General features: G+C 71.5%; 17 protein-coding genes. 11 read left to right on the top strand and 6 right to left on the bottom strand.

What is annotated here, in order from left to right:
• Positions 1-267 precede the first annotated feature (267 nt).
• The 3 genes from ACFVT5_RS10290 to ACFVT5_RS10280 all read right to left on the bottom strand — a co-directional run bounded on the left by ACFVT5_RS10290 (position 268) and on the right by ACFVT5_RS10280 (position 5,704).
• Complete coding sequence (locus tag ACFVT5_RS10290) at positions 268-1,950, bottom strand: penicillin-binding transpeptidase domain-containing protein (protein WP_389883906.1); 1,683 nt, start codon at positions 1,948-1,950, stop codon at positions 268-270.
• Positions 1,951-2,157: 207 nt separating this feature from the next.
• On the bottom strand, positions 2,158-3,786 hold the full coding sequence (locus tag ACFVT5_RS10285; RefSeq protein WP_389883903.1) for a penicillin-binding transpeptidase domain-containing protein: 1,629 nt from the start codon (positions 3,784-3,786) through the stop codon (positions 2,158-2,160).
• 178 nt (positions 3,787-3,964) lie between these two features.
• Positions 3,965-5,704, bottom strand: coding sequence for a dolichyl-phosphate-mannose--protein mannosyltransferase (locus ACFVT5_RS10280; protein WP_389883900.1), 1,740 nt, complete (start codon positions 5,702-5,704; stop codon positions 3,965-3,967).
• A gap of 93 nt (positions 5,705-5,797) precedes the next feature.
• Between ACFVT5_RS10280 and rsmI the strand changes: the two genes are divergently transcribed.
• The 4 genes from rsmI to ACFVT5_RS10260 all read left to right on the top strand — a co-directional run bounded on the left by rsmI (position 5,798) and on the right by ACFVT5_RS10260 (position 9,620).
• On the top strand, positions 5,798-6,685 hold the full coding sequence (gene rsmI, locus ACFVT5_RS10275) for a 16S rRNA (cytidine(1402)-2'-O)-methyltransferase (protein ID WP_389883897.1): 888 nt from the start codon (positions 5,798-5,800) through the stop codon (positions 6,683-6,685).
• 190 nt (positions 6,686-6,875) lie between these two features.
• A complete protein-coding gene (locus ACFVT5_RS10270) occupies positions 6,876-7,349 on the top strand; it encodes a hypothetical protein (RefSeq protein ID WP_389883894.1) in 474 nt (157 codons plus the stop codon).
• Between the two features lie 69 nt (positions 7,350-7,418).
• On the top strand, positions 7,419-8,303 hold the full coding sequence (locus ACFVT5_RS10265; protein WP_389883891.1) for a TatD family hydrolase: 885 nt from the start codon (positions 7,419-7,421) through the stop codon (positions 8,301-8,303).
• A gap of 84 nt (positions 8,304-8,387) precedes the next feature.
• Positions 8,388-9,620 carry a ubiquitin-like domain-containing protein gene (locus ACFVT5_RS10260; protein WP_389883888.1) on the top strand — a complete coding sequence of 411 codons (1,233 nt, stop codon included), beginning with the start codon at positions 8,388-8,390 and terminating at the stop codon, positions 9,618-9,620.
• Positions 9,621-9,699: 79 nt separating this feature from the next.
• On the opposite strand, the gene ACFVT5_RS10255 is transcribed toward ACFVT5_RS10260, so the two are convergent.
• Both ACFVT5_RS10255 and rsmA read right to left on the bottom strand, forming a co-directional pair.
• Complete coding sequence (locus ACFVT5_RS10255; RefSeq protein ID WP_389883885.1) at positions 9,700-10,593, bottom strand: 4-(cytidine 5'-diphospho)-2-C-methyl-D-erythritol kinase; 894 nt, start codon at positions 10,591-10,593, stop codon at positions 9,700-9,702.
• The gene (rsmA, locus tag ACFVT5_RS10250) at positions 10,590-11,459 is read right to left on the bottom strand and encodes a 16S rRNA (adenine(1518)-N(6)/adenine(1519)-N(6))-dimethyltransferase RsmA (protein ID WP_389883882.1); all 870 of its coding nucleotides are present in this window, start codon (positions 11,457-11,459) and stop codon (positions 10,590-10,592) included. The genes ACFVT5_RS10255 and rsmA overlap by 4 nt, the downstream gene beginning before the upstream one ends.
• A gap of 691 nt (positions 11,460-12,150) precedes the next feature.
• Between rsmA and ACFVT5_RS10245 the strand changes: the two genes are divergently transcribed.
• From ACFVT5_RS10245 to galK, 7 genes are all read left to right on the top strand, one after another.
• The gene (locus ACFVT5_RS10245) at positions 12,151-13,953 is read left to right on the top strand and encodes an ABC-F family ATP-binding cassette domain-containing protein (RefSeq protein ID WP_389883879.1); all 1,803 of its coding nucleotides are present in this window, start codon (positions 12,151-12,153) and stop codon (positions 13,951-13,953) included.
• Positions 13,954-14,219: 266 nt separating this feature from the next.
• Positions 14,220-16,088, top strand: coding sequence for a PQQ-binding-like beta-propeller repeat protein (locus ACFVT5_RS10240; protein WP_389883876.1), 1,869 nt, complete (start codon positions 14,220-14,222; stop codon positions 16,086-16,088).
• Between the two features lie 76 nt (positions 16,089-16,164).
• Positions 16,165-18,090 carry a PQQ-binding-like beta-propeller repeat protein gene (locus ACFVT5_RS10235; protein WP_389883873.1) on the top strand — a complete coding sequence of 642 codons (1,926 nt, stop codon included), beginning with the start codon at positions 16,165-16,167 and terminating at the stop codon, positions 18,088-18,090.
• A 251-nt stretch (positions 18,091-18,341) separates the two neighbouring features.
• Entirely contained in the window at positions 18,342-19,043 is a 702-nt protein-coding gene (locus tag ACFVT5_RS10230; protein ID WP_389883871.1) for a LuxR C-terminal-related transcriptional regulator, read from the top strand.
• A 208-nt stretch (positions 19,044-19,251) separates the two neighbouring features.
• Positions 19,252-20,292: a galactose-1-phosphate uridylyltransferase gene (galT, locus tag ACFVT5_RS10225; RefSeq protein WP_389883868.1), complete on the top strand. Its 1,041-nt coding sequence runs from the start codon at positions 19,252-19,254 to the stop codon at positions 20,290-20,292.
• Positions 20,289-21,245 carry a UDP-glucose 4-epimerase GalE gene (gene galE / locus ACFVT5_RS10220; RefSeq protein WP_389883866.1) on the top strand — a complete coding sequence of 319 codons (957 nt, stop codon included), beginning with the start codon at positions 20,289-20,291 and terminating at the stop codon, positions 21,243-21,245. Before galT ends, galE begins: the two co-directional genes overlap by 4 nt.
• A gap of 109 nt (positions 21,246-21,354) precedes the next feature.
• Complete coding sequence (gene galK, locus ACFVT5_RS10215) at positions 21,355-22,503, top strand: galactokinase (protein ID WP_389885214.1); 1,149 nt, start codon at positions 21,355-21,357, stop codon at positions 22,501-22,503.
• Here galK and ACFVT5_RS10210 read toward each other — a convergent pair.
• Complete coding sequence (locus tag ACFVT5_RS10210; protein ID WP_389883863.1) at positions 22,487-22,942, bottom strand: GNAT family N-acetyltransferase; 456 nt, start codon at positions 22,940-22,942, stop codon at positions 22,487-22,489. The two genes, galK and ACFVT5_RS10210, sit on opposite strands and share 17 nt — an antisense overlap.
• Positions 22,943-23,043 lie beyond the last annotated feature (101 nt).

The raw sequence follows: 23,043 nt of genomic DNA, 5'->3' as shown, positions 1-23,043 counted from the left end.
TGGCAACCGAATCCCCCAACCGATTGCCGCACAATGGAAACCAACCGACAGGAGAGCGCCCCGTCCAGGGGCGCGGGGAACTGCGCAACAATCCACGACGAACGGTCAGCCGACCGACAACCTGTCCCGCCCCATCAAGGGGCGCGGGGAACTGCACAACAAACCACAACGAACCCGCAGCCGACCGACTACCTCCCGCACCCCATCAGGGGCGCGGGGAACTGCGCAATCCGCTCACCGAAGCCCGCGGGGAACTGCGCAATCCGGTCAACGAAGCATGGCCGCGACCAATGGCCCCGCCGAGTCACCCCCATGCCCGCCCTCCAAGACCACCGCCGCCGACGCCAAATCCCCCCGCCACGCCGTGAACCAACCATTCGGCTTCTTCTGACCGTCGACCTCGGCGGAGCCGGTCTTGCCGCCGATGTCCGGACCCAGACCCGCCATCGCCTTGGCGGCGGTACCCGACGTCGCGGTGTACCGCAGGAGTTCCCGCAACTGGGACTGCGCGGAAGCGCTGAGCGTGCGGGACGCCGTGGCGAGGGCGCGGTCGTCCACGTCCGGCGACACGAGGTACGGCTGATGGAAGACGCCCGTCTTGGCGGTGGCGACGATCGAGGCGACGTTGAGCGGGTTCATCCGGACCCCGCCCTGCCCGATCAGCGAGGCCGCCTTGGGCGCGTCCTTCTGTACGGGGACGGCGCCGTCGAAGGTGGGTACGCCGATGGCCCAGTTGTCCCGGCCCAGGCCGAAGACCTCCTGCGACTGACGGGTCAACGCGTCGTCGTCGAGTTCCTTGGCCTGCGAGATGAACGCGGTGTTGCAGGACGCAGCGAAACTCGCCCGGAAGGTGCCGTCCTTGATCTGGAACTTCTCCAGGTTCTGGAACTTCCAGCCGCCGTAGGAGGAGTACTTGGGGCACGGGTGCGGCTTGTCGATGGACGCGAGGTCCTTCTCCAGGAGCAGCGAGGCGGTGACGATCTTCATCGTGGAGCCGGGGGCGATGGACCCCTGGAAGGCGATGTTGAAGCCGCCGGCGTTGGAGTTGGCGACGGCGAGGATCTCGCCGGTGCTCGGTCTGATGACGACGACGGAGGCCCGCTCCCGGGCCTTCACCTGCTGCTCGGCGGTGGACTGCGCGGTCGGGCTCAGCGTCGTCTTCACCGTGCCGGGCGTGCCCTTGGAGAGGGTGATCAGGGTCTTGTCGGCGGCCTTCGCGTCCGTGTCGCTCTTCGCGGAGTCGCTCGTGCCCTTGCTCGCCGCCGAGTCCGCGCGGACCACCCGCAGCTCGATCCCCGCCTTGCCGCCCGCCTTCTTGCCGTACTTCTCGCGCAGCCCGTCCAGGACCCCCGCGAGCGACGGGTACTTGGCCGAAGTCAACTCGCCGCCCGCCCGGTCCAGGGCCTTGATCGGCGGCGTACCGGACGCGCCCGTGACGAGCCGGTCGCCGTCCAGCAGGTCGGGGTGGACGACGGAGGGCCGCCAGCCGACCAGGACCTCGCCGTCCGACGCGCGGCGCACGACGGTCAGTTCGGAGGCGTAGGCGAGCGGCTTCGACTTTCCACCGTACGAGACCTTCGCCTTGACCGAGAACGGCATCTTCGCGCCCGCGCGGGTGCCGGGCGTGAGGGTGACGGTGCCGATCCGGGCGTCCTCGCGGTACCCGGTGAGCGCCTTGCCGGCGGCGGCAGGATCGTCGGTGAGCGCGGCGGCCCCGGCCTCGTCACCGGCCCCCCACGCGGTGAGGAACCCCTGGGCCACCGTCCGGACTTCGGCCGCCGTGGGCGGGCCCTTGGGTACCGGCTTGGCGTCCCCGACCGCGTCGGCGTGCGACCCCCCGCCGTAGAGCGTGTACGCGGCGACGGCGCCCGCGCCCACGACCACCGCGACGGCCCCGCCCACCAGCGCCGGGTGCGTTCTGCGGCGCGCAGCGCGCCTTCTCTTGCCCACAAGTCCTCCGCTGTCTCCCGGAACCGTCCCGTCCCGGTCGCCCTACCCGTCCTACCGCTTACCGTTCATCTCTTGCCGTTCACTGCCTTGTCCGGCCCGGCACTTCAGCCTAAAGCGCCCCGGGCCGCACCCTCGCCACTCGTCACCTCAACGGCCGCCCCAGCCTCAAGGTGCCCGTCGGCCCGTCACCCCACCGGACCTCTCGGCTCAGCCCGACGTCCGCAGCACCGCCGCCACGATCGGGCCCGCCGCGTCCCCACCATGGCCACCCTCCTGGGTCATCGCGGCGGCGGCCATGTCCCCCCGGTACCCGGTGAACCAGCTGTTGGACTTGGTCTGTCCGTCGACCTCGGCGGAGCCCGTCTTGGCGCCGATGTCGCCGCCGAGCCCGGACATCGCGGGGGCGCCGGTGCCGGCCGTGGCGGTGGCGCGCATCATCTGCCGCAACTGCGCGACGGTGCCGGCCCGCAGACCGTCCGCCGAGGCGAACGTGCGGTCGTCGAGTGACTTCGCCACGAGATAGGGCTGCCGGAAGGTGCCGGTCATCGCGGTCGCGGTCACCGAGGCCATGTTCAGGGGGCTCATCTGGACCTGGCCCTGGCCGATCGCGTTGGCCGCGCGGTCGGGTCCGGCGGACGCGGGCACCTTGCCGTCGAAGGAGGCGATACCGGTGGCCCAGTTGTCCTGACCGAGGCCGAACCGGTCCTCGGCCTCGCGGGTCAGCGACTCGTCGGTCAGCGGCTTCTCGTCGATGAGTTTGACGAACGCCGTGTTGCAGGACCGCTGGAAGCTGTTGGCGAGGGTGGCGTTGTCGTTGGCGGCCATGCCGGTGAGGTTGTGGAAGGTCTGGCTCTCCCATACGGCCGTGTCCGGGCAGGGCGCGGGACCGGCCGCCGAGGTGACACCGTTGTCGATGAGCATCGCCGCCGTGATGATCTTCATCGTGGAGCCGGGCGCCAACTGCCCCTCGAACGCCGCGTTGAACGCGTCCTCACGGTGGTTGGCGACCGCGAGGACCTCACCGGTGCTCGGCTTCACGGCCACCACGCTCGACTCCCCGTACTGCTTCACCGCCCGCTCGGCCGCCGCCTGCGCACTCGCGCTCAGCGTCGTACGGAGCTTGCCCGGCTTGCCCTTGGCGAGGGTCAGCAGCGAGGTGTCCGCGACCTCCTCGCTCTCGTGCCGTACGGAGAGTTCCACCCCGGGTGTGCCGCCGGCCTGCTCCCCGTACTTCTGGCGGAGTTGGTCCAGGACCGGCCCGAGTGAGGGGAACTTCTCCTTCGTCAGGACGGCGCCGTCACGGTCGACGGCCTGGATGTCGGGCGCCGCCGATGTGCCGGTGACGAGGGTGTCGCCCTTCTTCAAGTCCGGGTGCAGCACGGTCGGCGCCCAGTCGACCAGGGCCTTGCCCGAGGTGAGCCCGCGCACGACCCGCAGTTCGGACGCGTACGAGAGGGTTTTCTTCGCGCCTTTGTACGCGACGGTCGCTTTCACCGTGTACGGGACGGTGGCGCCGCGTGCCGTGCCGGGGGTGACATGGACGGCGGTGATGTGGGCGTCGTCCCGGTAGCCGGTGAGGGCGAGTTCGGCGGCGTCGGAGTTGTTCGTGGCCCCGGCGGCTATGACGGCGTCGCCCTTCTCCCAGGCCGTGAAGAACGCCTTGGTGACCGAGCCGACCTCGTCGGCGGTCGGCGGTCCGGTCCGCTTCGGCGCCGGATCCGACGCCGATGTGCCGCCGGTGACTCCGTCCACAAGGTGGTACGCGCCGTACCCCGCGCCCCCGACCATCACCGCGAACACCCCGCCCACCAAGGCGGCTTTCGCTCCGTTGCGCACGTCGCGCCCCTCCCCGTATGCATCTTGAACGTGTTCAAGAATTCCCGGAGTCACCCTACGGGGACGGAGCGCGATACGGCACGCCTGTTATCCGACCGGAACCCGACCGGAACCGGCCGGTGGTCCAGACCTCTCTGGACCCTCTCCAGGCCGTCTCCAGCCCGCCTCCAGACCGTCTCTAGACCCAGGTGTCGAGCCACATCCGCGACCGCCAACTCTCGATGGGGAGGGGCTGACCGGTGTAAATGGGCCAGAAATAGATGAAGTTCCAGGCGATCAGCAGGACCAGCACGCCCGCCCCCGCCGCGCCGATGGTGCGCCGGCGTTCCGTCGAACCCGGTGGTCCGAGGATCGCGCCGATCATCATCGCCACCGCCAGACACAGGAACGGCACGAAGACAACCGCGTAGAAGAAGAAGATCGTCCGCTCCTGGTACAGGAACCACGGCAGATACCCGGCCGCGATCCCGCACAGGATCGCGCCCGCCCGCCAGTCCCGCCGGAACAGCCAGCGCCACAGTACGTACAGGAGCGCGAAGCACGCCGCCCACCACAGCATCGGCGTCCCCAGGGCGAGCACCTCGCGCGCGCACTTGTCGACCGTGTTCGCGGGGCAGCCGTCCGCGCCGGGCGCCGGTGACTCGTAGAAGTACGACACCGGGCGGCCCAGGACGATCCAGCTCCACGGATTCGACTGGTACGCGTGCGGGGAGCTGAGCCCCACATGGAACTGGTACACCTCGTACTCGTAGTGCCACAGGCTGCGTACCCAGTCCGGCAGCCAGGTGAAGTGGCCGCCCCTGCCGGTGGTCGCCGCCCAGTCCCGGAAGTACCCGCCCTTGCCGTTGTCCGGCGAGAGGATCCACCCGGTCCAGGACGCCACATACGTCGCCATCGCGACCGGCACCGTCGACACGAACGCCGGCAGTACGTCCCGCTTCAGCGCCGCCACATACGGCCGCCGCGCCCCCGCGACCCGGCGCGCGCCGACGTCCCACACCACCGACATCAGCGCGAACGCCGCCAGTACGTACAGGCCGTTCCACTTCGTCGCGAACGCGAGCCCCATGCACAGCCCGGCCGCGAGCCGCCAGGGCCGCCAGCCGTGCCGCAGCGAATCGGCCACCGACGGATCGGGGTGCGCGAGCCCGTCGGGCCCCACGGGCAGCGCGGCGGCGAGCCGGGCCCGCGCCTTGTCCCGGTCCACGACAAGACAGCCGAAGGCCGCGAGCACGAAGAACATCAGCACCTGGTCGAGCAGCGCGGTACGGCTCATCACGAAGTGCAGCCCGTCCACGGCGAGCAGCGCGCCGGCGACACAGCCGAGGAACGTCGACCGGAAGAGCCGCCGCCCGATCCGGCACAGCATCAGCACCGACAGGGTGCCGAGCACCGCCGTCATGAACCGCCAGCCGAACGGGTCGAACCCGAACATCCACTCGCCGAGCCCGATGACGTACTTGCCGACCGGCGGATGCACCACATAGGCCGGGTCGCTCGGCAGCGCCACATGGTCGCCCTGCTGGAGCACCAGCTTGTTGACGTCCTTCGGCCAGTCGACCTCGTAGCCGCGGTGGATCAGCGCCCACGCGTCCTTCGCGTAGTACGTCTCGTCGAATATCACGGCCTTCGGGTTGCCGAGATTCCAGAACCGCATCACACCCGCGACCAGCGTGACCAGCAGCGGACCCAGCCACGCCGACCAGCGCACCAGGAGCGCGCCGGCCTGGTCACGCACCCCGAGCACCGCCCACACCCGAGGGCTCGGCTCGGTGTACGGGGGCACCAGATGGGCCCGCACGTCGCTGCGCGGCGGCGCCGCGTAACCGAAGCGGCGCAGCCGCGACTGCCACGTCGCTGGCCGTTCTGCGGGGGCCTGGCCCTGCCGGGTGTCCGTGGAGGACGCGGTACTCGTCACCGCGCCATCGTAGGGAACCGTTCTGTGGGCGTGCCGCGCACGGCCCCCACCCGGCCGCCGACCGGCTCTCCCGGGCCCTGCGAGACTGGGCCCGTGACAGCGACACCCGGAACCCTCGTCCTGGCCGGCACCCCCATCGGCGACCTCGCCGACGCCCCGCCCCGGCTCGCCACCGAACTGGCGTCCGCCGATGTCGTCGCCGCCGAGGACACCCGTCGGCTGCACCGGCTGACCCAGGCACTCGGGGTACGGCCCGCCGGGCGCGTCGTGTCCTACTTCGAGGGCAACGAGACCGCCCGTACCCCCGAACTGGTCGAGGCCCTCGCGGGCGGCGCGCGGGTCCTCCTGGTCACCGACGCGGGCATGCCGTCCGTGTCCGACCCGGGCTACCGCCTGGTCGCCGCCGCCGTCGAGCGGGACATCAAGGTCACCGCCGTCCCGGGCCCGTCCGCCGTACTCACCGCGCTCGCGCTGTCCGGGCTGCCCGTGGACCGGTTCTGCTTCGAGGGCTTCCCGCCACGCAAGGCGGGCGAGCGGCTGTCCCGGCTGAAGGAGGTCGCGGGGGAGCGCAGGACCCTCGTCTACTTCGAGGCCCCGCACCGCCTGGACGACACCCTCGCCGCGATGGCCGAGGTCTTCGGGCCCGACCGCCGCGCCGCCGTGTGCCGCGAGCTGACGAAGACGTACGAGGAGATCAAGCGGGGCCCGCTCGGCGACCTCGCCGTCTGGGCCGCCGACGGGGTACGCGGCGAGATCACCGTCGTGGTCGAGGGCGCACCCGATCCCACGCCCGGCGATCTGGACGCCGGCGAGCTGGTGCGCAGGGTGCGCGTGCGCGAGGAGGCGGGGGAGCGGCGCAAGGAGGCGATCGCCGCCGTGGCCGCCCAAGCGGGGCTACCCAAGCGGGAGGTCTTCGACGCCGTCGTGGCGGCAAAGAACGCGGCTCACGGCGCCCCATCCGAGGGCAAAGGACTAACCTGAAAAGCAAAGCGGAGGCCGCGCAGCAGACCCGTTCGGCATGGAAGTGCCAAATCGGCTCCAACAGTTGACAGGTCTGATGCGTTCGCTCCCCCAGGGGCGTCCACTGGTTGAAGGGACGCACCCGTCCCACGCCGTGGGGCGCGTTACTCGGTGCCCGGCGGCGCTTGTCCAGCGGACAACAGGAGCTGGCATGACTGAGATCGCAGGGACCGGCCACCACACCGCGGCGACCGCAACCGTCCATGAGTCGTACTCGTTCGCCTGCATGCGATGCGGGCACGGCTGGGAGCAGTCGTACGAGATAGAGCACCACCGCGACGCCGAGGGTCACGAATACGTCGTGTACGTGGCGAACGGGCAGGTCGTCCCGTCGCCGCTGAGCCGTCCCAGGTGCCTGAACTGCGGCGGACACGTCGTCCGCATCATGCGGGCGGGCCAGGTGTCGTCCGTGCAGAACCTGATGCGGCATCCGCGTCCGGCTCCGCGCGCGCACGACGCCTCCGACTCCGAGTCCGGATCGGACGACACGGAGCCGCCCGTGCACAAGCCGCACCACCACTGGCACTTCTCGGATCTGCTGCACCCCTTCCACCACGGCCGCAAGGTCGTGGCGCCCGGCCCGGGGGCCGACGGCTCGGAGCCGCCGACGGACAAGATCGCGTAACCGGGGGGCGGGGGCGTGGGAGCGGCCGGCGGCCGTCGGGGGCGTTCAGGGACTTCGTAGGATCGGGGCATGTCCCCGAAAGCCGCCGCCGCCGCCCAGGCCGCGCCCCCGCCGCCCCCGCCCCTCGCGGTGCCGGTCGCCGACTCGCACACCCATCTCGACATGCAGTCCACGACCGTGGACGAGGCCCTGGCCCTGGCCGCATCGGTCGGCGTGACCACGGTCGTCCAGGTGGGCTGCGACCTGAACGGCTCCCGCTGGGCCGCCGACACCGCCGCCGCGCACCCCTCCGTGCACGCCACGGTCGCCCTGCACCCCAACGAGGCGCCCCGGATCGTGCACGGCGACCCCGACGGCTGGTCCCGGCAGGGCGCCCGTACCCCCGGCGGTGACGCGGCCCTGGACGACGCGCTCGCCGAGATCGACCGGCTCGCCGCACTGCCCCAGGTCAAGGGCGTCGGCGAAACCGGCCTCGACTACTTCCGTACGGGCCCGGAGGGCAAGGCCGCCCAGGAACGGTCCTTCCGCGCGCACATCGAGATCGCCAAACGGCACGGCAAGGCCCTCGTCATCCACGACCGCGACGCCCACGACGACGTGTTGCGGATCCTCAAGGAGGAGGGCGCCCCCGAGCGCACCGTCTTCCACTGCTACTCCGGCGACGCGGCCATGGCCGAGGTATGCGCACGGCACGGCTACTTCATGTCCTTCGCGGGCAACATCACCTTCAAGAACGCCCAGCCCCTGCGGGACGCCCTCGCGGTGGCCCCCCTCGACCTCGTACTCGTCGAGACGGACGCGCCGTTCCTCACCCCGGCGCCGTACCGCGGACGGCCCAACGCGCCGTATCTCATTCCGGTCACGCTGCGGGCCATGGCCGCGGTGAAGGGCGTCGACGAGTCCACGCTGGCCACGGCGATCGCCGCGAACACCGCTCGCGCGTTCGCGTACTGATCACACCGTGTAGTCGCGTCGCTTTGGAGAGTGACGAAGCCTCCGCTAGGTTCTGTCCGCCCGACACGGACCCCTGGAGCAGGCGTGACCAGAGCGCGGTACGAGTACGAGAGCGACTACACGGACGCGTATGAGTATGAGACGGATGACGCGTACGAGGCGTATGAGGCGGCGGAAGTGCCCGTGCCTCGCGCCGATGGGCGGGCCGCACGGCGGCGGGCGTCCGCGCCCCGCCCCGACGCCCTGTGGCGGCTGCTCCCGCAGGCCCTCGTCGTCGCGTTCCTCGCGGGCGGCACCACCGCCTTCGTCGCCCACGACAAGGCGATCCAGCTCACCGTGGACGGGGCGCCCCGCACCCTGCACACCTTCGCCGACGACGTCACCGGACTCCTCGCCGACGAGGGCGTCGCGGTCGGCCCGCACGACATCGTCGCGCCCGCCCCGGACGCGGCCCTCACCAACGGTGACGAGGTCGCCGTCCGCCACGGGCGTCCCGTACGGCTGACCCTCGACGGACAGCACCGCGAAGTGTGGACGACGGCGGCCACGGTCGACGGGGCGCTCCAGCAGCTCGGGGTGCGCGCCGAGGGCGCGTACCTGTCGACGTCGCGCTCCCGCCGGATCGACCGCGCGGGTCTCGCCCTCGACGTCCGTACGGAACGGACCGTGACGGTGATGGCGGACGGCCGGGAGCGCACCGTCCGCACCAACGCGGCGACGGTGGGCGAGGCCGTCGACGAGGCCGGGGTCGCGCTGCACGGCCAGGACACGACGTCCGTACCGGCGGACAGCTTCCCGCGCGACGGCCAGACCGTCACCGTGCTGCGCATCAAGGGCAGCCGTGAGGTTCGCGACGAGCCGATCCCGTTCGCGGTGACCCGCACCCAGGACCCGACGCTTTTCCGGGGCACGGAGGTCGTGGAGCGGCCGGGACGGCCGGGGATGCGCCGGGTCACCTACGCGCTGCGCACGGTCAACGGGGTACGGGACAAGCCCCGGCGAATCGGCAGCGAGATGGTCCGGGCACCCGACGCGGAGGTGGTGAAGGTCGGCACGAAGCCGTTGCCGGAGGGGGCCGACGGGTTGAACTGGAGGGCGTTGGCGGCGTGCGAGTCCGGGGGACGGCCGGGGGCGGTGGACCCCTCCGGCACGTACGGGGGTCTGTACCAGTTCGATACGCGTACGTGGCAGAGCCTCGGGGGACGGGGGCGCCCGCAGGACGCGAGCGCGGCGGAACAGACGTACCGGGCGAAGAAGCTGTACGTGAGCCGGGGCGCCGCACCTTGGCCCCATTGCGGAGCCCGACTGCACAGCTGACCGGTACTTGGGGTTGTGCCCACCCGTTCCGCCGTGCGGAACGCCTGCCCACAACGGGGACGGGGTGCGGGGCGGCCGGCTACAGGATCGTGGCCCCGGGGGCGGGGGACACGGTGGTGCGGGCGGTGCGGCAGGTGCCGGATGCCGTCAGGGCTTCGGCCACCGATTCCGCCGCGTCGGCGTCCCGTACCAGGAAGGCCGTCGTGGGGCCCGAGCCCGAGACCAGGGCGGCCAGTGCTCCCGCCGACCGGCCGGTGGCCAGGGTGTCGGCGAGCGCCGGGTACAGGGACACCGCCGCCGGCTGAAGGTCGTTGCTGAGGGAACCGGCCAGTGCCTCCGGGTCACCCTTGCGCAGGGCGGTCAGCAGGTCGGCGGACGCCGTCGGCTCCGGCACCGACCGGCCCTCGTGCAGCCGGTCGAACTCCCGGTACACGGCCGGCGTCGAGAGCCCCCCGTCCGCGAGGGCGAACACCCAGTGAAAGGTCCCCCCGGTCTCCAGCGGCTGAAGCTTCTCGCCCCGCCCGGTACCGAGCGCCGCCCCACCGACCAGAGCGAAGGGCACATCGCTGCCCAACTCGGCGCACAGGTCCAGGAGTTCGCCGCGCGAGGCGCCCGTACCCCACAGCGCGTCGCACGCGACCAGCGCGCCCGCCGCGTCCGCGCTGCCGCCCGCCATGCCCCCGGCCACGGGGATGTCCTTGGCGATATGGACATGGACGTCGGCGGGCCTGCCGTACCGGGCGGCCAGCAGGTCGGCGGCGCGGGCCGCGAGGTTCGTACGGTCCAGCGGGACCTGGTCCGCGCCGGGCCCCGAGCAGGTGACGCGCAGGGCGTCGGCCGGGGTGACCGTGACCTCGTCGTACAGGCCGACGGCGAGGAAGACGTTGGCGAGGTCGTGGAAGCCGTCGGGCCTGGCGGCACCGACGGCGAGCTGGACGTTGACCTTGGCCGGGACCCGTACCGTGACGCTCACGCCGCCGCCCCCTTGTGCTCGGCGATCCGGGCGAACTCCTCGACCGTCAGCGCCTCGCCCCGCGCCTGCGGGGAGACCCCGGCCGCGACCAGGGCGGCCTCGGCGGCGGGGGCGGAGCCCGCCCAGCCGGCGAGTGCGGCGCGCAGCGTCTTGCGGCGCTGGGCGAAGGCCGCGTCCACGACGGCGAAGACCTCCCGGCGGGACGCGGTGGTCTTCGGCGGCTCGGGGCGCCGTACGAGGGATACGAGGCCGCTGTCGACGTTGGGCGCGGGCCAGAAGACGTTGCGGCCGATGGCGCCGGCGCGTTTGACGTCGGCGTACCAGGTGGCCTTCACGGACGGGACGCCGTACACCTTCGAGCCGGGTGGGGCGGCGAGGCGGTCGGCGACCTCGGCCTGCACCATCACCAGGGTGCGTTCGATGGTCGGGAAGGTCTCCAGCATGTGCAGCAGTACGGGGACGGCCACGTTGTACGGGAGGTTCGCGACGAGTGCCGTGGGGGGTGGGCCGGGGAGTTCCGTGACGCGCATCGCGTCGCTGTGGACCAGGGCGAAACGGTCGGCCCGGTCGGGCAGACGCGCGGCGACGGTGGCGGGGAGGGCCGCGGCGAGGGTGTCGTCGATCTCGACGGCCGTGACGCGGGCGGCGGCCTCCAGGAGGGCGAGCGTGAGGGAGCCGAGGCCGGGGCCGACCTCCACGACCGTGTCTTCCGGGCGGACGTCCGCGGTGCGGACGATGCGGCGGACGGTGTTGGCGTCGATGACGAAGTTCTGGCCGCGCTGTTTGGTGGGGCGGACGCCCAGCGCTGCCGCGAGTTCGCGGATGTCGGCGGGCCCTAGGAGCGGGCCTGGATCGGTGCTGCTCACTGTGGCAGCCTATCCGTCACCCTTGTCTTCGAGGCCACCCGGCACCTGGGGCTGTGCCCACCCGTCCCCTGCCGGGCCACCCGGCACCCGGGGCTGTGCCCACCCGTCCCCTTCCGGGCCACCCGGCACCCGGGCCCTTGCCCAACCGCCTCCTTCCGGGGCACCCGGCACCCGGGCTCTGCCCACCCTCCCCCACTCTCGACTTCGCTCGAGCGGGAGGGACCCCCATCGCCCTGCGGGACGCCTGCCCACAGCGGTTGGGGCCTGCCGGGCCGGGCTGCGGGCCTTGCCGGCCCAGCGGTGTGGGCGGCCTGTCCACGGCGGGTGGGGTCTGATGCGCCGGGGCGTGGGCTCTGCCGGCCCAGCGGTGTGGGCGGCCTGCCCACTGCGGGTGGGGCCTGCTGCCCCGGGCTGCGGGCCCTGGCGCCCCGGGCTGTGGGGCCTGGCGTTCCAGCGGTGCGGGCCCTTGCCTCCCCCGCAGGGGGATTCCTGCCGCGGCAGCGGTGCCCCCGGCAGGGGAATCTTCTTCCGTCGCAGCGGTGATCAGCCATCGTGTTGAGGGTTCGGCGGAATTCGTGGTGGCGGAAGGTGTGTCCGGATGGGGGTCGGGGGGCCTCCCCCGTTGTCCGGTCAGGCTGTCCGCCAGGGCCGCGTAGGGTGGGTTGGTCCGATCCTCTCGTCAGGAGTACTGGTGGCCGTCAATCTGGTCAATGTCGAGGCCGTCAGCAAGGTCTATGGGACCCGCGCTCTGCTCGACGGGGTGTCGCTCGGGGTGTCCGAGGGGGATCGGATCGGTGTGGTCGGGCGGAACGGGGACGGCAAGACGACGCTCATCCGGATGCTCGCCAAATTGGAGGACGCCGACACCGGTCGCGTCACCCACAGCGGCGGTCTCCGTCTCGGCGTTCTCACCCAGCACGACTCCCTCGACCCGAAGGCCACCGTCCGGCACGAGGTGATCGGTGACCTGGCGGACCACGAGTGGGCCGGTTCCGCCCGGATCCGCGACGTACTGACCGGTCTCTTCGGCGGTCTCGGACTCCCCGGCTTCGAACACGGCCTGGACACCGTGATCGGCCCCCTCTCCGGCGGTGAACGGCGCCGTATCGCGCTGGCCAAGCTGCTCATCGAGGAGCAGGACCTGCTCGTCCTGGACGAGCCGACGAACCACCTCGACGTCGAGGGCATCGCCTGGCTCGCGGACCATCTGCGCGCCCGCCGCTCCGCACTCGTCTGCGTCACCCACGACCGCTGGTTCCTCGACCAGGTCTGCACCCGCATGTGGGACGTCCAGAAGGGCTCGGTCTTCGAGTACGAGGGCGGCTACTCGGACTACGTCTTCGCGCGCGCCGAGCGGGAGCGGATCGCCGCGACCGAGGAGGTCAAGCGGCAGAACCTGGTCCGCAAGGAGCTGGCCTGGCTGCGCCGCGGCGCCCCGGCCCGTACCTCGAAGCCCCGCTTCCGCGTCGAGGCCGCCAATGAGCTGATCAAGGACGTGCCGCCGCCGCGCGACACCTCCGAGCTGATGAAGTTCGCGTCCAGCCGGCTCGGCAAGACCGTCTTCGAGCTGGAGGACGTCACCGTTCAGGCGGGGCCCAAGCTGCTGCTGCAACATGTGACCTGGCAGCTCGGGCCCGGCGACCGGATCGGTCTCGTCGGGGTCAACGGCGCCGGCAAGACCTCCCTGCTGCGGGCCATGGCCGAGGCCGCCCGCAGCGAGGGCGAGCGGCAGCCCGCGGCCGGCCGGGTCGTCGTCGGCAGGACCGTGAAGCTCGCCTACCTCTCCCAGGAGGTCACCGAACTCGCCCCCGGACTGCGGGTGTTGGAGGCCGTGCAGCAGGTGAGGGAGCGCGTCGACCTCGGCAAGGGCCGGGAGATGACCGCGGGCCAGCTCTGCGAGACCTTCGGGTTCAACAAGGACAAGCAGTGGACGCCCGTCGGCGATCTGTCCGGCGGTGAGCGGCGCCGGCTGCAACTGCTGCGGCTGCTGATGGACGAGCCGAACGTCCTCTTCCTCGACGAGCCCACCAACGACCTCGACATCGAGACCCTGACCCAGCTGGAGGACGTCCTCGACGGCTGGCCCGGCTCGATGGTCGTCATCTCCCACGACCGGTTCTTCGTGGAGCGCACCACGGACCGTGTCTTCGCGCTCCTCGGCGACACCTCGCTCCGGATGCTGCCGCGCGGTATCGACGAGTACCTGGAACGCCGCAGCCGGATGACCGAGGCCACCGCCCCCGCCCCGGCGGCCCCCTCCGCCGCGCCGCGCGCCGCGTCCGCCGCCGACGCCCGCGCCGCCAAGAAGGAACTCCAGAAGCTCGAACGGCAACTGGACCGGCTCGCCGGCCAGGAGACCAAGCTGCACACCCGGATCGCCGAGAACGCCACGGACTTCGCCCAGGTCGCGAAGCTCGACGCCGAGCTGAGGCAACTCGGCGCCGAGCGCGAGGACTTGGAGACCCGCTGGCTGGAACTCGCCGACGACGCCTGAGTGGACGAGCTGACAGGCGCCTGAACACACACCTGCACCGACGCCTCGACAACCGCCCCGCCGGAGGCGCGACCCCTGCTTGCGGAGGACCCGTGAAGGGCCCGTAACAGCGGGATCACGGGCCGGTCCGCCCTTGGGAACAGGCGCTGACCGGCCCGTAACCGTCCCCCGCCCGGGTGATAGAAAGGGCGATCGAGACCAGACGGCGTACGACCACCGCGTACGAGCACGGCGTGGCGAAAATCAGTGATAAGGGGGAGGCGCTGATGACTCAGCCGCCCAACCAGCCGCCGCACGGCGGCTACGGGAGCCCGCAGGATCCACAGCAGGGCGCACCGCAGCCCCCGGGGCAGCCACCCCAGATGCCCGGTCAGCCGCCACAGGCCCCGCCGCCTCCCGCGCAGACCCCGCCGCCGCCCGGCCAGGCCCCGGGGACCCCGCCGGACGCGCAGCCGGGATACGGCTACCCGCAGGCCCCGGGCCCGTACAACCAGCCGCAGCAGCCCGGCCCGTACAACCAGCCGGGCCCCTACGGCCAGTCGCAGCCCGGCCCTTACAGCCAGCCCGGCCCCTACAACCAGCCGGGTCCCTACGGTCAGCCGCAGCAGCCCGGCCCGTACGGGCAGCCGCAGTACGGGTATCCGCCGCAGCAGACCTACCCCGGCGGACCCGGCGCTCCCGGTGGGGCGCCCGGTGGCCGTAACCCCTTCAAGGGCAAGCCCGGACTCGTCATCGCGGCGGCCGTCGCCGGTCTCCTCCTGGTCGGCGGCACCGTGTGGGCCGTCGTCGGCACCGGCGGAGGGGACGACGGCAAGAAGAAGCCCGAGGCCGACAAGTCGACCGACCCCAAGCCCACCGCGTCCGCGCCGGTCAACCCGGGTGACGGCGAGGGTGACGGCACCGCCAAGCCCGAGGACCTCAACGCGGGCCGCCAGGCGGGCGAGTCGAAGGTCCTCTGGTACAAGGAGGCCCCGAAGGTGCCCGGTTCGGGCGCCGACGCACCCGGAATGTGGATCACCGACACGGTCGCGGTGAAGGCCGCGTACAAGGAGATCTCCGGGTACACCATCGAGGGCGGGCAGCCCGCGTGGCCCACCATCAAGCTGCCGCAGAAGATCTGCGCGGCCACCCAGGGGAAGACCTCGGCCGACAAGATCATCGTCGCGTACAAGAGCGGGGTCAGCGACAGCGCCAAGTGCAACCAGGTCGTCGAGATCGACCTCACCACCGGTGAGAAGGGCTGGACGGAAAAGCTCGGTGAGGGCGCCCTGTTCGACAGCGCGCTCACCATCAACCTGTCCCTCGTCGGCGACGACACCCTGGTCATCGGCCGCTCGCTGTCCGGCGTCGCCTACAAGGCGAGCACCGGCGCGGAGATGTTCAAGATCGAGAAGTACGGCAACGCCTGCTTCCCCAGTGCCTTCACCAGCGGCACCAAGCTGCTGTCCGTGGCGTCCTGCGGCGCCGGCACCGACACCGAGCACGACGAGGTGAAGGAGCTGGATCCGGCCACCGGCAAGACCAAGTGGACCAAGAAGATCCCCAAGGGCTGGAAGCTTGCCCGCATCTACTCCCTCGAACCGGTGGTGCTGTACCTCACCAACGAGGAGAAGAAGCAGTGGAACATCAGCACCCTCAAGAACGGTACTGACCAGGTCCGTTCGCAGGTCGACGTGGACGAGAAGTTCGCCCCCGAGTGCGGCTGGGCGATCCTCGACCGCGCCCTCCAGGGCTGCCTCGGCGTCGCGTCCGACATCAACACGCTGTATCTGCCGACCGAGGCGAAGAGCGGCGCCAACGAGATCGTCGCGATCAACCTGGAGACCGGCAAGGAGAAGTGGCGCGCCAAGCCCACCGGCGACCGCACCACGTTGCCGCTGCGGGTGGAGAACGGGCAGCTCATCAGCTACGAGCCCGCCACCTACGACCAGGGCGGCACGGTCACCTCGACCCCCACGGGCTCCGGCGACCACACCCCGAAGAAGCTGCTCCAGAACCCGGCGGGCACCGTGAAGATCGAGCGGGGCTTCTTCTCGAAGGCCGTCGACTACGTGGACGGGCGCTTCTACATCTCCACCACATCGCTGACCAGTTCGTCGGGCCAGTCCAAGCTGATGCTCGCGTTCGGGAAGTGACCGTGCGCCCGCTACTTCGCCCGCCCTTCCCCGAGCCCGCCCGGACTCCAGAGCCCTCCGTAGAGGTAGAGACGTCATGACGCAGCCGCCCCCGCCGCCCAACGAGCCGCCGTCCGGCGGGTTCGGCGCGCCCCAGGACCCGCCGCCCGGTGGTTTCGGCGCACCTCAGGACCCGCCGCCCGGTGGGTTCGGGGCGCCGCAGACGCCACCGCAGGGCCCGCCGCCGGACTTCGGCAAGACCCCGCAACAGCCCCCGCAGCAGCCGGGTTACGGCTACCCGGGTCAGCCGCAGGGGACCCCGCCCGCGCAGCCGTACGGTCAGCCGCCGCAGGCACCTCCGCCGCCCGGGCAGTACCCGGGCACCCCGCCCGCCGGTCAGCCGGGCCCGGGTTACGGCTACCCGGGCGCCCCCGGCCAGCCGCCCCCGCAGCAGCCCGGCTACGGCTATCCGGGCCAGCAGCCCCCGACCCCGCCCTACGGCGCGTACCCGCCGGCCACCGTGCCGTCGGCGCCCAGCGGCGGAGGCGGCGGTTCGGTGTTCAGCAACCCGATCACGCTGATCATCGGCGCCGCGGTCCTCGTCATCGCCCTGATCGTGGGCGCCGGCGTCTGGTACGCGTCCTCCGGCGACGACACCAAGAAGTCGGCGGACTCGTCGGGCGGCAGCAAGGGCGGCTCCGACGACGGCGGTGACGGCGGCGACAAGGACGGCGGCTCGACCGGAGGCGGCGGCGCCAAGGAGAAGGCGCCGTCCAACCCCGCGTCGAAGGTGCTGTTCCAGGTCCCGCAGCCCGAGGTGAAGGACAAGAACGACAGCATCACCGTCGAGGGCTCCTGGCTCACCGACACGGTGTACGCGAAGAGCGGCATCGCCGAGATCGTCGGCTACGACCCGGACACCGGCAAGAAGATCTGGACGACCCCGCTGACCGGACCGGTGTGCGCCACCAGCCGCCACACCACCAAGGACAACCTGACCGCGATCGCCTACCAGCCCGAGATGCCCACCAAGGCGAAGCGCTACACCGGCTGTACCGAGGTCTCGGCGCTCAACCTCGACACGGGCGAGCTGCTCTGGACGAAGTCCGGCAAGTCGGGCGACCAGAAGATCAACGTCAGTGAGGTCACGGTCGCCGCCAACACGGTCGCCACGGGCAGCACCAGCGGCGGCACGGCCTGGAACATCACCGACGGCAAGCTGCTGTGGAACCCGAAGGTGGGGGACACCTGCTACGACTCGGGGTACGCGGGCGGCGACGCACTCGCGGTGGTCCGCAAGTGCGGCAGCTACGACGCACGGCAGCTGGAGATCCAGAGCCTCGACCCGACGACCGGCAAGCCGATCTCCACGTACAAGCTGGCCACCGGCATCGACTACGCGAGCATCGTCTCGACCCGGCCGCTCGTCGTGGCCGCCGATGTCGGTGACTCGGCGGGTGACGGCAGCAGCATCTCCGACTTCTTCTCGATCGACTGGAAGAACGGCAAGCTCCGCTCCAAGATCTCCGCGCCCGGCGACCGGTACGCGGCGCGCTGCGGGGCGACCGAGGTCGAGCAGTGCACGATGCTCGCCGTCGGCAACGACCGTCTCTACATCCCGACCGAGGAGCACGACGGCTCCGAGCAGTTCAAGAACACCAACGAGATCGTCGCGTTCGACCTGGCCACCGGCAAGCTGACCGGCCAGCGCGCCGACGCGGGCGACGGCTACACGCTCACCCCGCTGCGGATGGACGGCGGCAATCTCATCGCCTACAAGTCGCCCCCCTACGACAAGGGCGGCCAGATCGTCAGCATCTCGGGCGACAGCTTCAAGGAGACGAAGCTGATGGAGAACCCGTCGACGGAGTCGGTGCGCGATGTCGAGCGCAGCTTCCTGCCGTCGTACGCCGAACTCCTCTACGGTGACGGCCGGTTGTTCATGAGCGCGGTCTACGCCCAGAGCTCCACGTCCTCCTCGGGCCGGGACCGCTATCTCGCGATCGCCTACGGAGTCCAGTAACAGCCCCCGGCCGACAGGCCGGTGCCCCTGTCCCCGCGCCTCGCGCACGGCGGACAGGGGCACCGGCCGTTCTGCGGGGCATACCTCTCATGACGCGTCATGACTCGCAAAGGGCGGGGATTTCGGTATTCCTGGGGGCTTCTCATCGGTAAGGGAAGCGCGATGTCGAACAAGCGTGTAGCTTCCGGTTGACGAGGGGCGGGGGGCTCCAGATCCGTGGGGGATCGGGCGGGAAGCTGGGGGGTTTGTCCATGGGTGTGCGGTTGATGGTGGTCGACGATCACCGTCTCCTCGCCGAGGCGCTCGCCTCGGCACTGAAACTGCGCGGGCACCGGGTGCTCGCGGCGGCGGCGCCGGCCGCCGGGGCGGCGGATCTGGTGATCGCGCGGGCGCCCGAGGTGTGCCTGCTCGGCACCGCGACGCCCGCCGAACCGGGCACGTTCGACCCGGTGATGAAGATCAAACGGGAACGGCCGCAGGTCGCGGTCGTCGTCCTGGGCCCGGTGCCGTCCCCGCGCGGGATCGCGGCGGCGTTCGCGGCCGGCGCCTCCGGTTACGTACGGCACGACGAGCGTATAGAGGGTGTCGAGCGCGCCATCGTGAAGGCCCGCGCGGGTGAGGCGGCGGTGGCGCCGGGTCTGCTGCAAGGGGCCTTCGGTGAGCTGCTGAACCCGGCCGCGCAGCCCGACGACGAGGGGCAGCGGCTGTTGCAGATGCTGACCCCGCGCGAGGTCGAGGTCCTGGTCCGGGTCGCGGACGGCGAGGACACCCGGGTGATCGCGGCCGGTATGGGCATCGCCCCGTCGACGGCGCGGACGCATGTGCAGCGGGTACTGATGAAGCTGGGCGTGGGCTCCCGCCTGGAGGCGGCGGCACTCGCGGCCCGTACGGGGCTGCTGGACCGCGCCGGACCGTTGAACGGGACGGGTCCGCTGGACGGGGCGGGGCCGTAGCGCGGGGTCGCCGCGCTGGTGCCGACCTCCTGCGCTTGTGCCGACCTCCTGTGGGTGTTTGTCGCCCATGGGAGGTCTTTTTCATGTGCCGTGCTGTTCGATTGTGATCGAGCTGGGCGTCTACGCGCATGCCCATTGACGAAGCTGTTGCCTTGTGGTTTGTTATGTTCGGTTCTGTTGAGTGGGTGGGTAGGGTGAGGAGCCCGGAGTGAAGAAGACCTCGACCCGGCTGGCCGACGGTCGTGAACTCGTCTACTACGACCGGCGCGACGACACCGTGCGCGACGCCGTCGACCGCCGGCCCCTCGGCCCCATCGCCACGCACTCCGAGATCCGCCACGACCGGCTGCTCGGCGACCGGGTCGCCGTCGCCTCGCACCGCCAGGCGCGCACCTACCACCCGCCCGCCGACGAGTGCCCCCTCTGCCCCAGCCGGGGCGACCGGCTCAGCGAGATCCCCGACTCCGCCTACGACGTGGTCGTCTTCGAGAACCGCTTCCCCTCACTCGCCGGCGACTCCGGCCGCTGCGAGGTGGTCTGCTTCACCTCCGACCACGACGCCTCCTTCGCCGACCTCACCGAGGCGCAGGCCGCCCTCGTCCTCGACGCCTGGACCGACCGCACCGCCGAGCTGTCCCATCTCCCCGCCGTCGAGCAGGTGTTCTGCTTCGAGAACCGGGGCGAGGAGATCGGCGTGACCCTGGGTCACCCGCACGGGCAGATCTACGGCTACCCCTTCACCACCCCGCGCACCGCCCTGATGCTCCGCTCCGCCGACGCCCACCGCGCCACCACCGGCCGCAACCTCTTCGACGACGTCCTCGCCGACGAACTGGCCGACGGCTCCCGGATGGTCCTGGAGAGCGAACACTGGGCCGCTTTCGTCCCGTACGCCGCGCACTGGCCCTACGAGATTCACCTCTACCCCCGGCGCCGGGTGCCCGATCTGCTCGCGCTTGACGACGCGGCACGCACAGAGTTCCCCCAGGTCTATCTGGAACTCTTGAGGCGCTTCGACCGGATCTTCGGGGACGGTGCGCCCAGGACCCCCTACATCGCCGCCTGGCATCAGGCGCCGTTCACGGGGGAGCGGGGCGAGTTCGCCCTTCACCTTGAGCTTTTCACCATCCGCCGCACTTCCGGCAAGCTGAAGTTCCTCGCGGGCTCCGAATCCGGCATGAGCGTGTTCATCAACGATGTGCCGCCGGAGGCCGCGGCCCAGCGACTGCGAGAGGTAGCGAGTACATGAGTGGGAAGTACCTGGTCACCGGTGGCGCCGGATATGTCGGCAGCGTCGTCGCGGCGCACCTGCTGGAGGCCGGACACACGGTGACGGTGCTCGACGACCTCTCCACCGGCTTCCGCGAGGGCGTCCCCGCGGGCGCCGAGTTCATCGAGGGCCGCGTCCAGGACGCCGCCAAATGGCTGGACTCCTCCTACGACGCCGTACTCCACTTCGCCGCCTTCTCACAGGTCGGCGAGTCCGTCGCCCGCCCCGAGAAGTACTGGGACAACAACGTCGGCGGCAGCATGGCCCTCCTCACCGCGATGCGCGAGGCGAACGTACGCACCCTGGTCTTCTCCTCCACCGCCGCGACCTACGGGGAGCCCGCCGGCACCCCGATCAGGGAGACCGACCCGACCGCGCCCACCAGCCCCTACGGCGCGTCGAAGCTCGCCGTCGACCACATGATCACCGGCGAGGCGGCGGCCCACGGACTCGGCGCGGTCTCGCTGCGGTACTTCAACGTCGCCGGTGCCTATGGCGAGTTCGGTGAGCGGCACGACCCCGAGTCGCACCTCATCCCGCTCGTCCTCCAGGTCGCCCAGGGCCGCCGGGACGCGATCTCCGTCTTCGGCGACGACTACCCGACCCCCGACGGCACCTGCGTACGCGACTACATCCACGTAGCCGACCTCGCCGACGCCCATCTCCTCGCACTGACCGCCGCGACCCCCGGCGAGCATCTGATCTGCAACCTGGGCAACGGCAACGGCTTCTCGGTCCGCGAGGTCGTCGAGACCGTCCGCGAGGTCACCGGGCACCCGGTCCCCGAGGTCGTCGCGGCCCGCCGCGCCGGGGACCCGGCGGTCCTCGTCGCCTCCGCCGACAGCGCCCGCGCCCGTCTGGGCTGGAACCCGTCCCGCGCGGACCTCGCCGGGATCGTCGCCGACGCCTGGGCGTTCGCCCGGCGGAAGTAGGAAGTAGCAGGGGGTAGCAGTGACATCTGCCGAGTCCGTCGAGCCGTTCGAGTCCGTCGAGCCGTTCGACAGCGCGGAAGGCGCCGCAGCCGCAGCCGCAGCCGCAGCCGTGGCCCAGGGCTTCGAGGAGCTGTACGGGAGCGTGCCCGAAGGAGTCTGGGCGGCGCCGGGACGGGTCAATCTGATCGGCGAGTACACGGACTTCAACGAGGGGTTCGTGATGCCGCTCGCGCTGCCGCACACCGCCCTCGCCGCGGTCTCCCGGCGCACGGACGGCGTCCTGCGTCTGCACTCGGCGGACATCGAGACGCCCGTCGCCGAACTCGACGTCGACACCCTCGCCCCGCTGTCCGACGGGGGCTGGGCCGCGTACCCGGCGGGTGTCGTCTGGGCGCTGCGGCAGGCCGGGCATACGGCGGTCACCGGCGCCGACATCCATCTCGCGTCGACCGTGCCGACCGGCGCCGGACTGTCGTCGTCGGCGGCCCTGGAGGTCGTCACCGCGTTCGCCCTCAACGATCTGTACGCGCTCGGCCTCGCCCCGGCCGAGCTGGCGGTCCTCGCCCAGCGCGCCGAGAACGACTTCGTCGGGGTGCCCTGCGGGGTTATGGACCAGATGGCGTCCGCGTGCTGCGTGGACGGGCACGCCCTGCACCTCGACTGCCGTGATCTGTCCACCCGGCAGGTCCCCTTCGACCTCGCGGCGCACGGGCTGCGGCTGCTCGTCGTGGACACCCGGGTGCGGCACGCCCTCGGCGACGGGGCGTACGCGGAGCGGCGCGCGGGGTGCGAGGAGGGCGCACGGCAGCTCGGCGTATCGCATCTGCGGGACATCGACCACGCGCGCCTCCCGGATGCTCTTACGCGCCTGGAGGACGAACGGGTCCGCCGCTATGTCCGTCATGTCGTCTCCGACGACCATCGCGTGGAGCGGACCATCGCCCTCCTGGACGCCGGTGACATCCGTGCGATCGGCCCGGTCCTCACCGAGGGCCATGCCTCGCTCCGCGACGATCTGCGCATCTCCTGCCCGGAGTTGGACCTCGTCGTGGCCACCGCAGGCTCGGCGGGCGCGCTGGGCGCGCGGATGACGGGCGGCGGCTTCGGCGGCTCGGCCGTCGTCCTGGTCGAGTCGGGTGACGCGGACGCGGTCACCAAGTCGGTCCTGGACGCGTTCGCGGCGGCCGGGTTCCGGACGCCCCGAGTGTTCCCCGCGGTGCCCTCGGCGGGTGCTCGTAGGGTCAGCCGAGCCGTTTGACCAGCGTGAACTCCGTGACCCCCGGCGGATAGTCGGGGATCACGGACACCGCTTCGTACCCGAGCGACCGGTAGAAACCGGGCGCCTGGAAGTCCCACGTCGACACCCGCGCGCTCACACAGTCCCGCTCCTCGCGCGCCCTGCGCTCCACATCCGCGAGCAGCCGCGTCCCGAGGCCGGTGTCCCGGTACCGGGCGTCGACCCAGAGCAGATTCACATGCAGCCAGCGGGCCCAGGTGTGCGTCTCGCAGCCGCCCGCCAGCGCACCGTCCTGGTCCAACGCCCATGCCTGGAGCGGCAGTTCACGCTCGGCGTCGGTGCCCCGCAGCGCGCGGAGCGCGGCCGACTCCGCCGTATTCGTCTCCCCCAGGAGGGAGCGCAGAAGATCAACCCGCTGTTTGTCGACTTCTGTCTCGATACGAAACATACGGCTCACCATAAACGCCCTGGCCAATCAGTTCTGCAAATCACCTTCCGCTCTCGTCCCCCGCCCGTACCCTGTTGGTCGAACACCGGTGGGGGCCGGTGTCGATCAGGGGG

This window comes from Streptomyces sp. NPDC058001 (assembly GCF_042886315.1).
Classification (GTDB): domain Bacteria; phylum Actinomycetota; class Actinomycetes; order Streptomycetales; family Streptomycetaceae; genus Streptomyces.
Note: the sequence above shows the minus strand (reverse complement) of the source record. Positions and strands in the feature narration are given on the sequence as shown.

Excerpts from the sequence above, each read along its gene's own strand:
- ACFVT5_RS10210 (WP_389883863.1), bottom strand. The coding sequence starts at position 22,942 with ATGGTGAGCCGTATGTTTCGTATCGAGACAGAAGTCGACAAACAGCGG.
- ACFVT5_RS10235 (WP_389883873.1), top strand. The coding sequence starts at position 16,165 with ATGACGCAGCCGCCCCCGCCGCCCAACGAGCCGCCGTCCGGCGGGTTC.
- ACFVT5_RS10240 (WP_389883876.1), top strand. The coding sequence starts at position 14,220 with ATGACTCAGCCGCCCAACCAGCCGCCGCACGGCGGCTACGGGAGCCCG.
- ACFVT5_RS10265 (WP_389883891.1), top strand. The coding sequence starts at position 7,419 with ATGTCCCCGAAAGCCGCCGCCGCCGCCCAGGCCGCGCCCCCGCCGCCC.
- ACFVT5_RS10230 (WP_389883871.1), top strand. The coding sequence starts at position 18,342 with ATGGGTGTGCGGTTGATGGTGGTCGACGATCACCGTCTCCTCGCCGAG.
- galE (WP_389883866.1), top strand. The coding sequence starts at position 20,289 with ATGAGTGGGAAGTACCTGGTCACCGGTGGCGCCGGATATGTCGGCAGC.
- ACFVT5_RS10270 (WP_389883894.1), top strand. The coding sequence starts at position 6,876 with ATGACTGAGATCGCAGGGACCGGCCACCACACCGCGGCGACCGCAACC.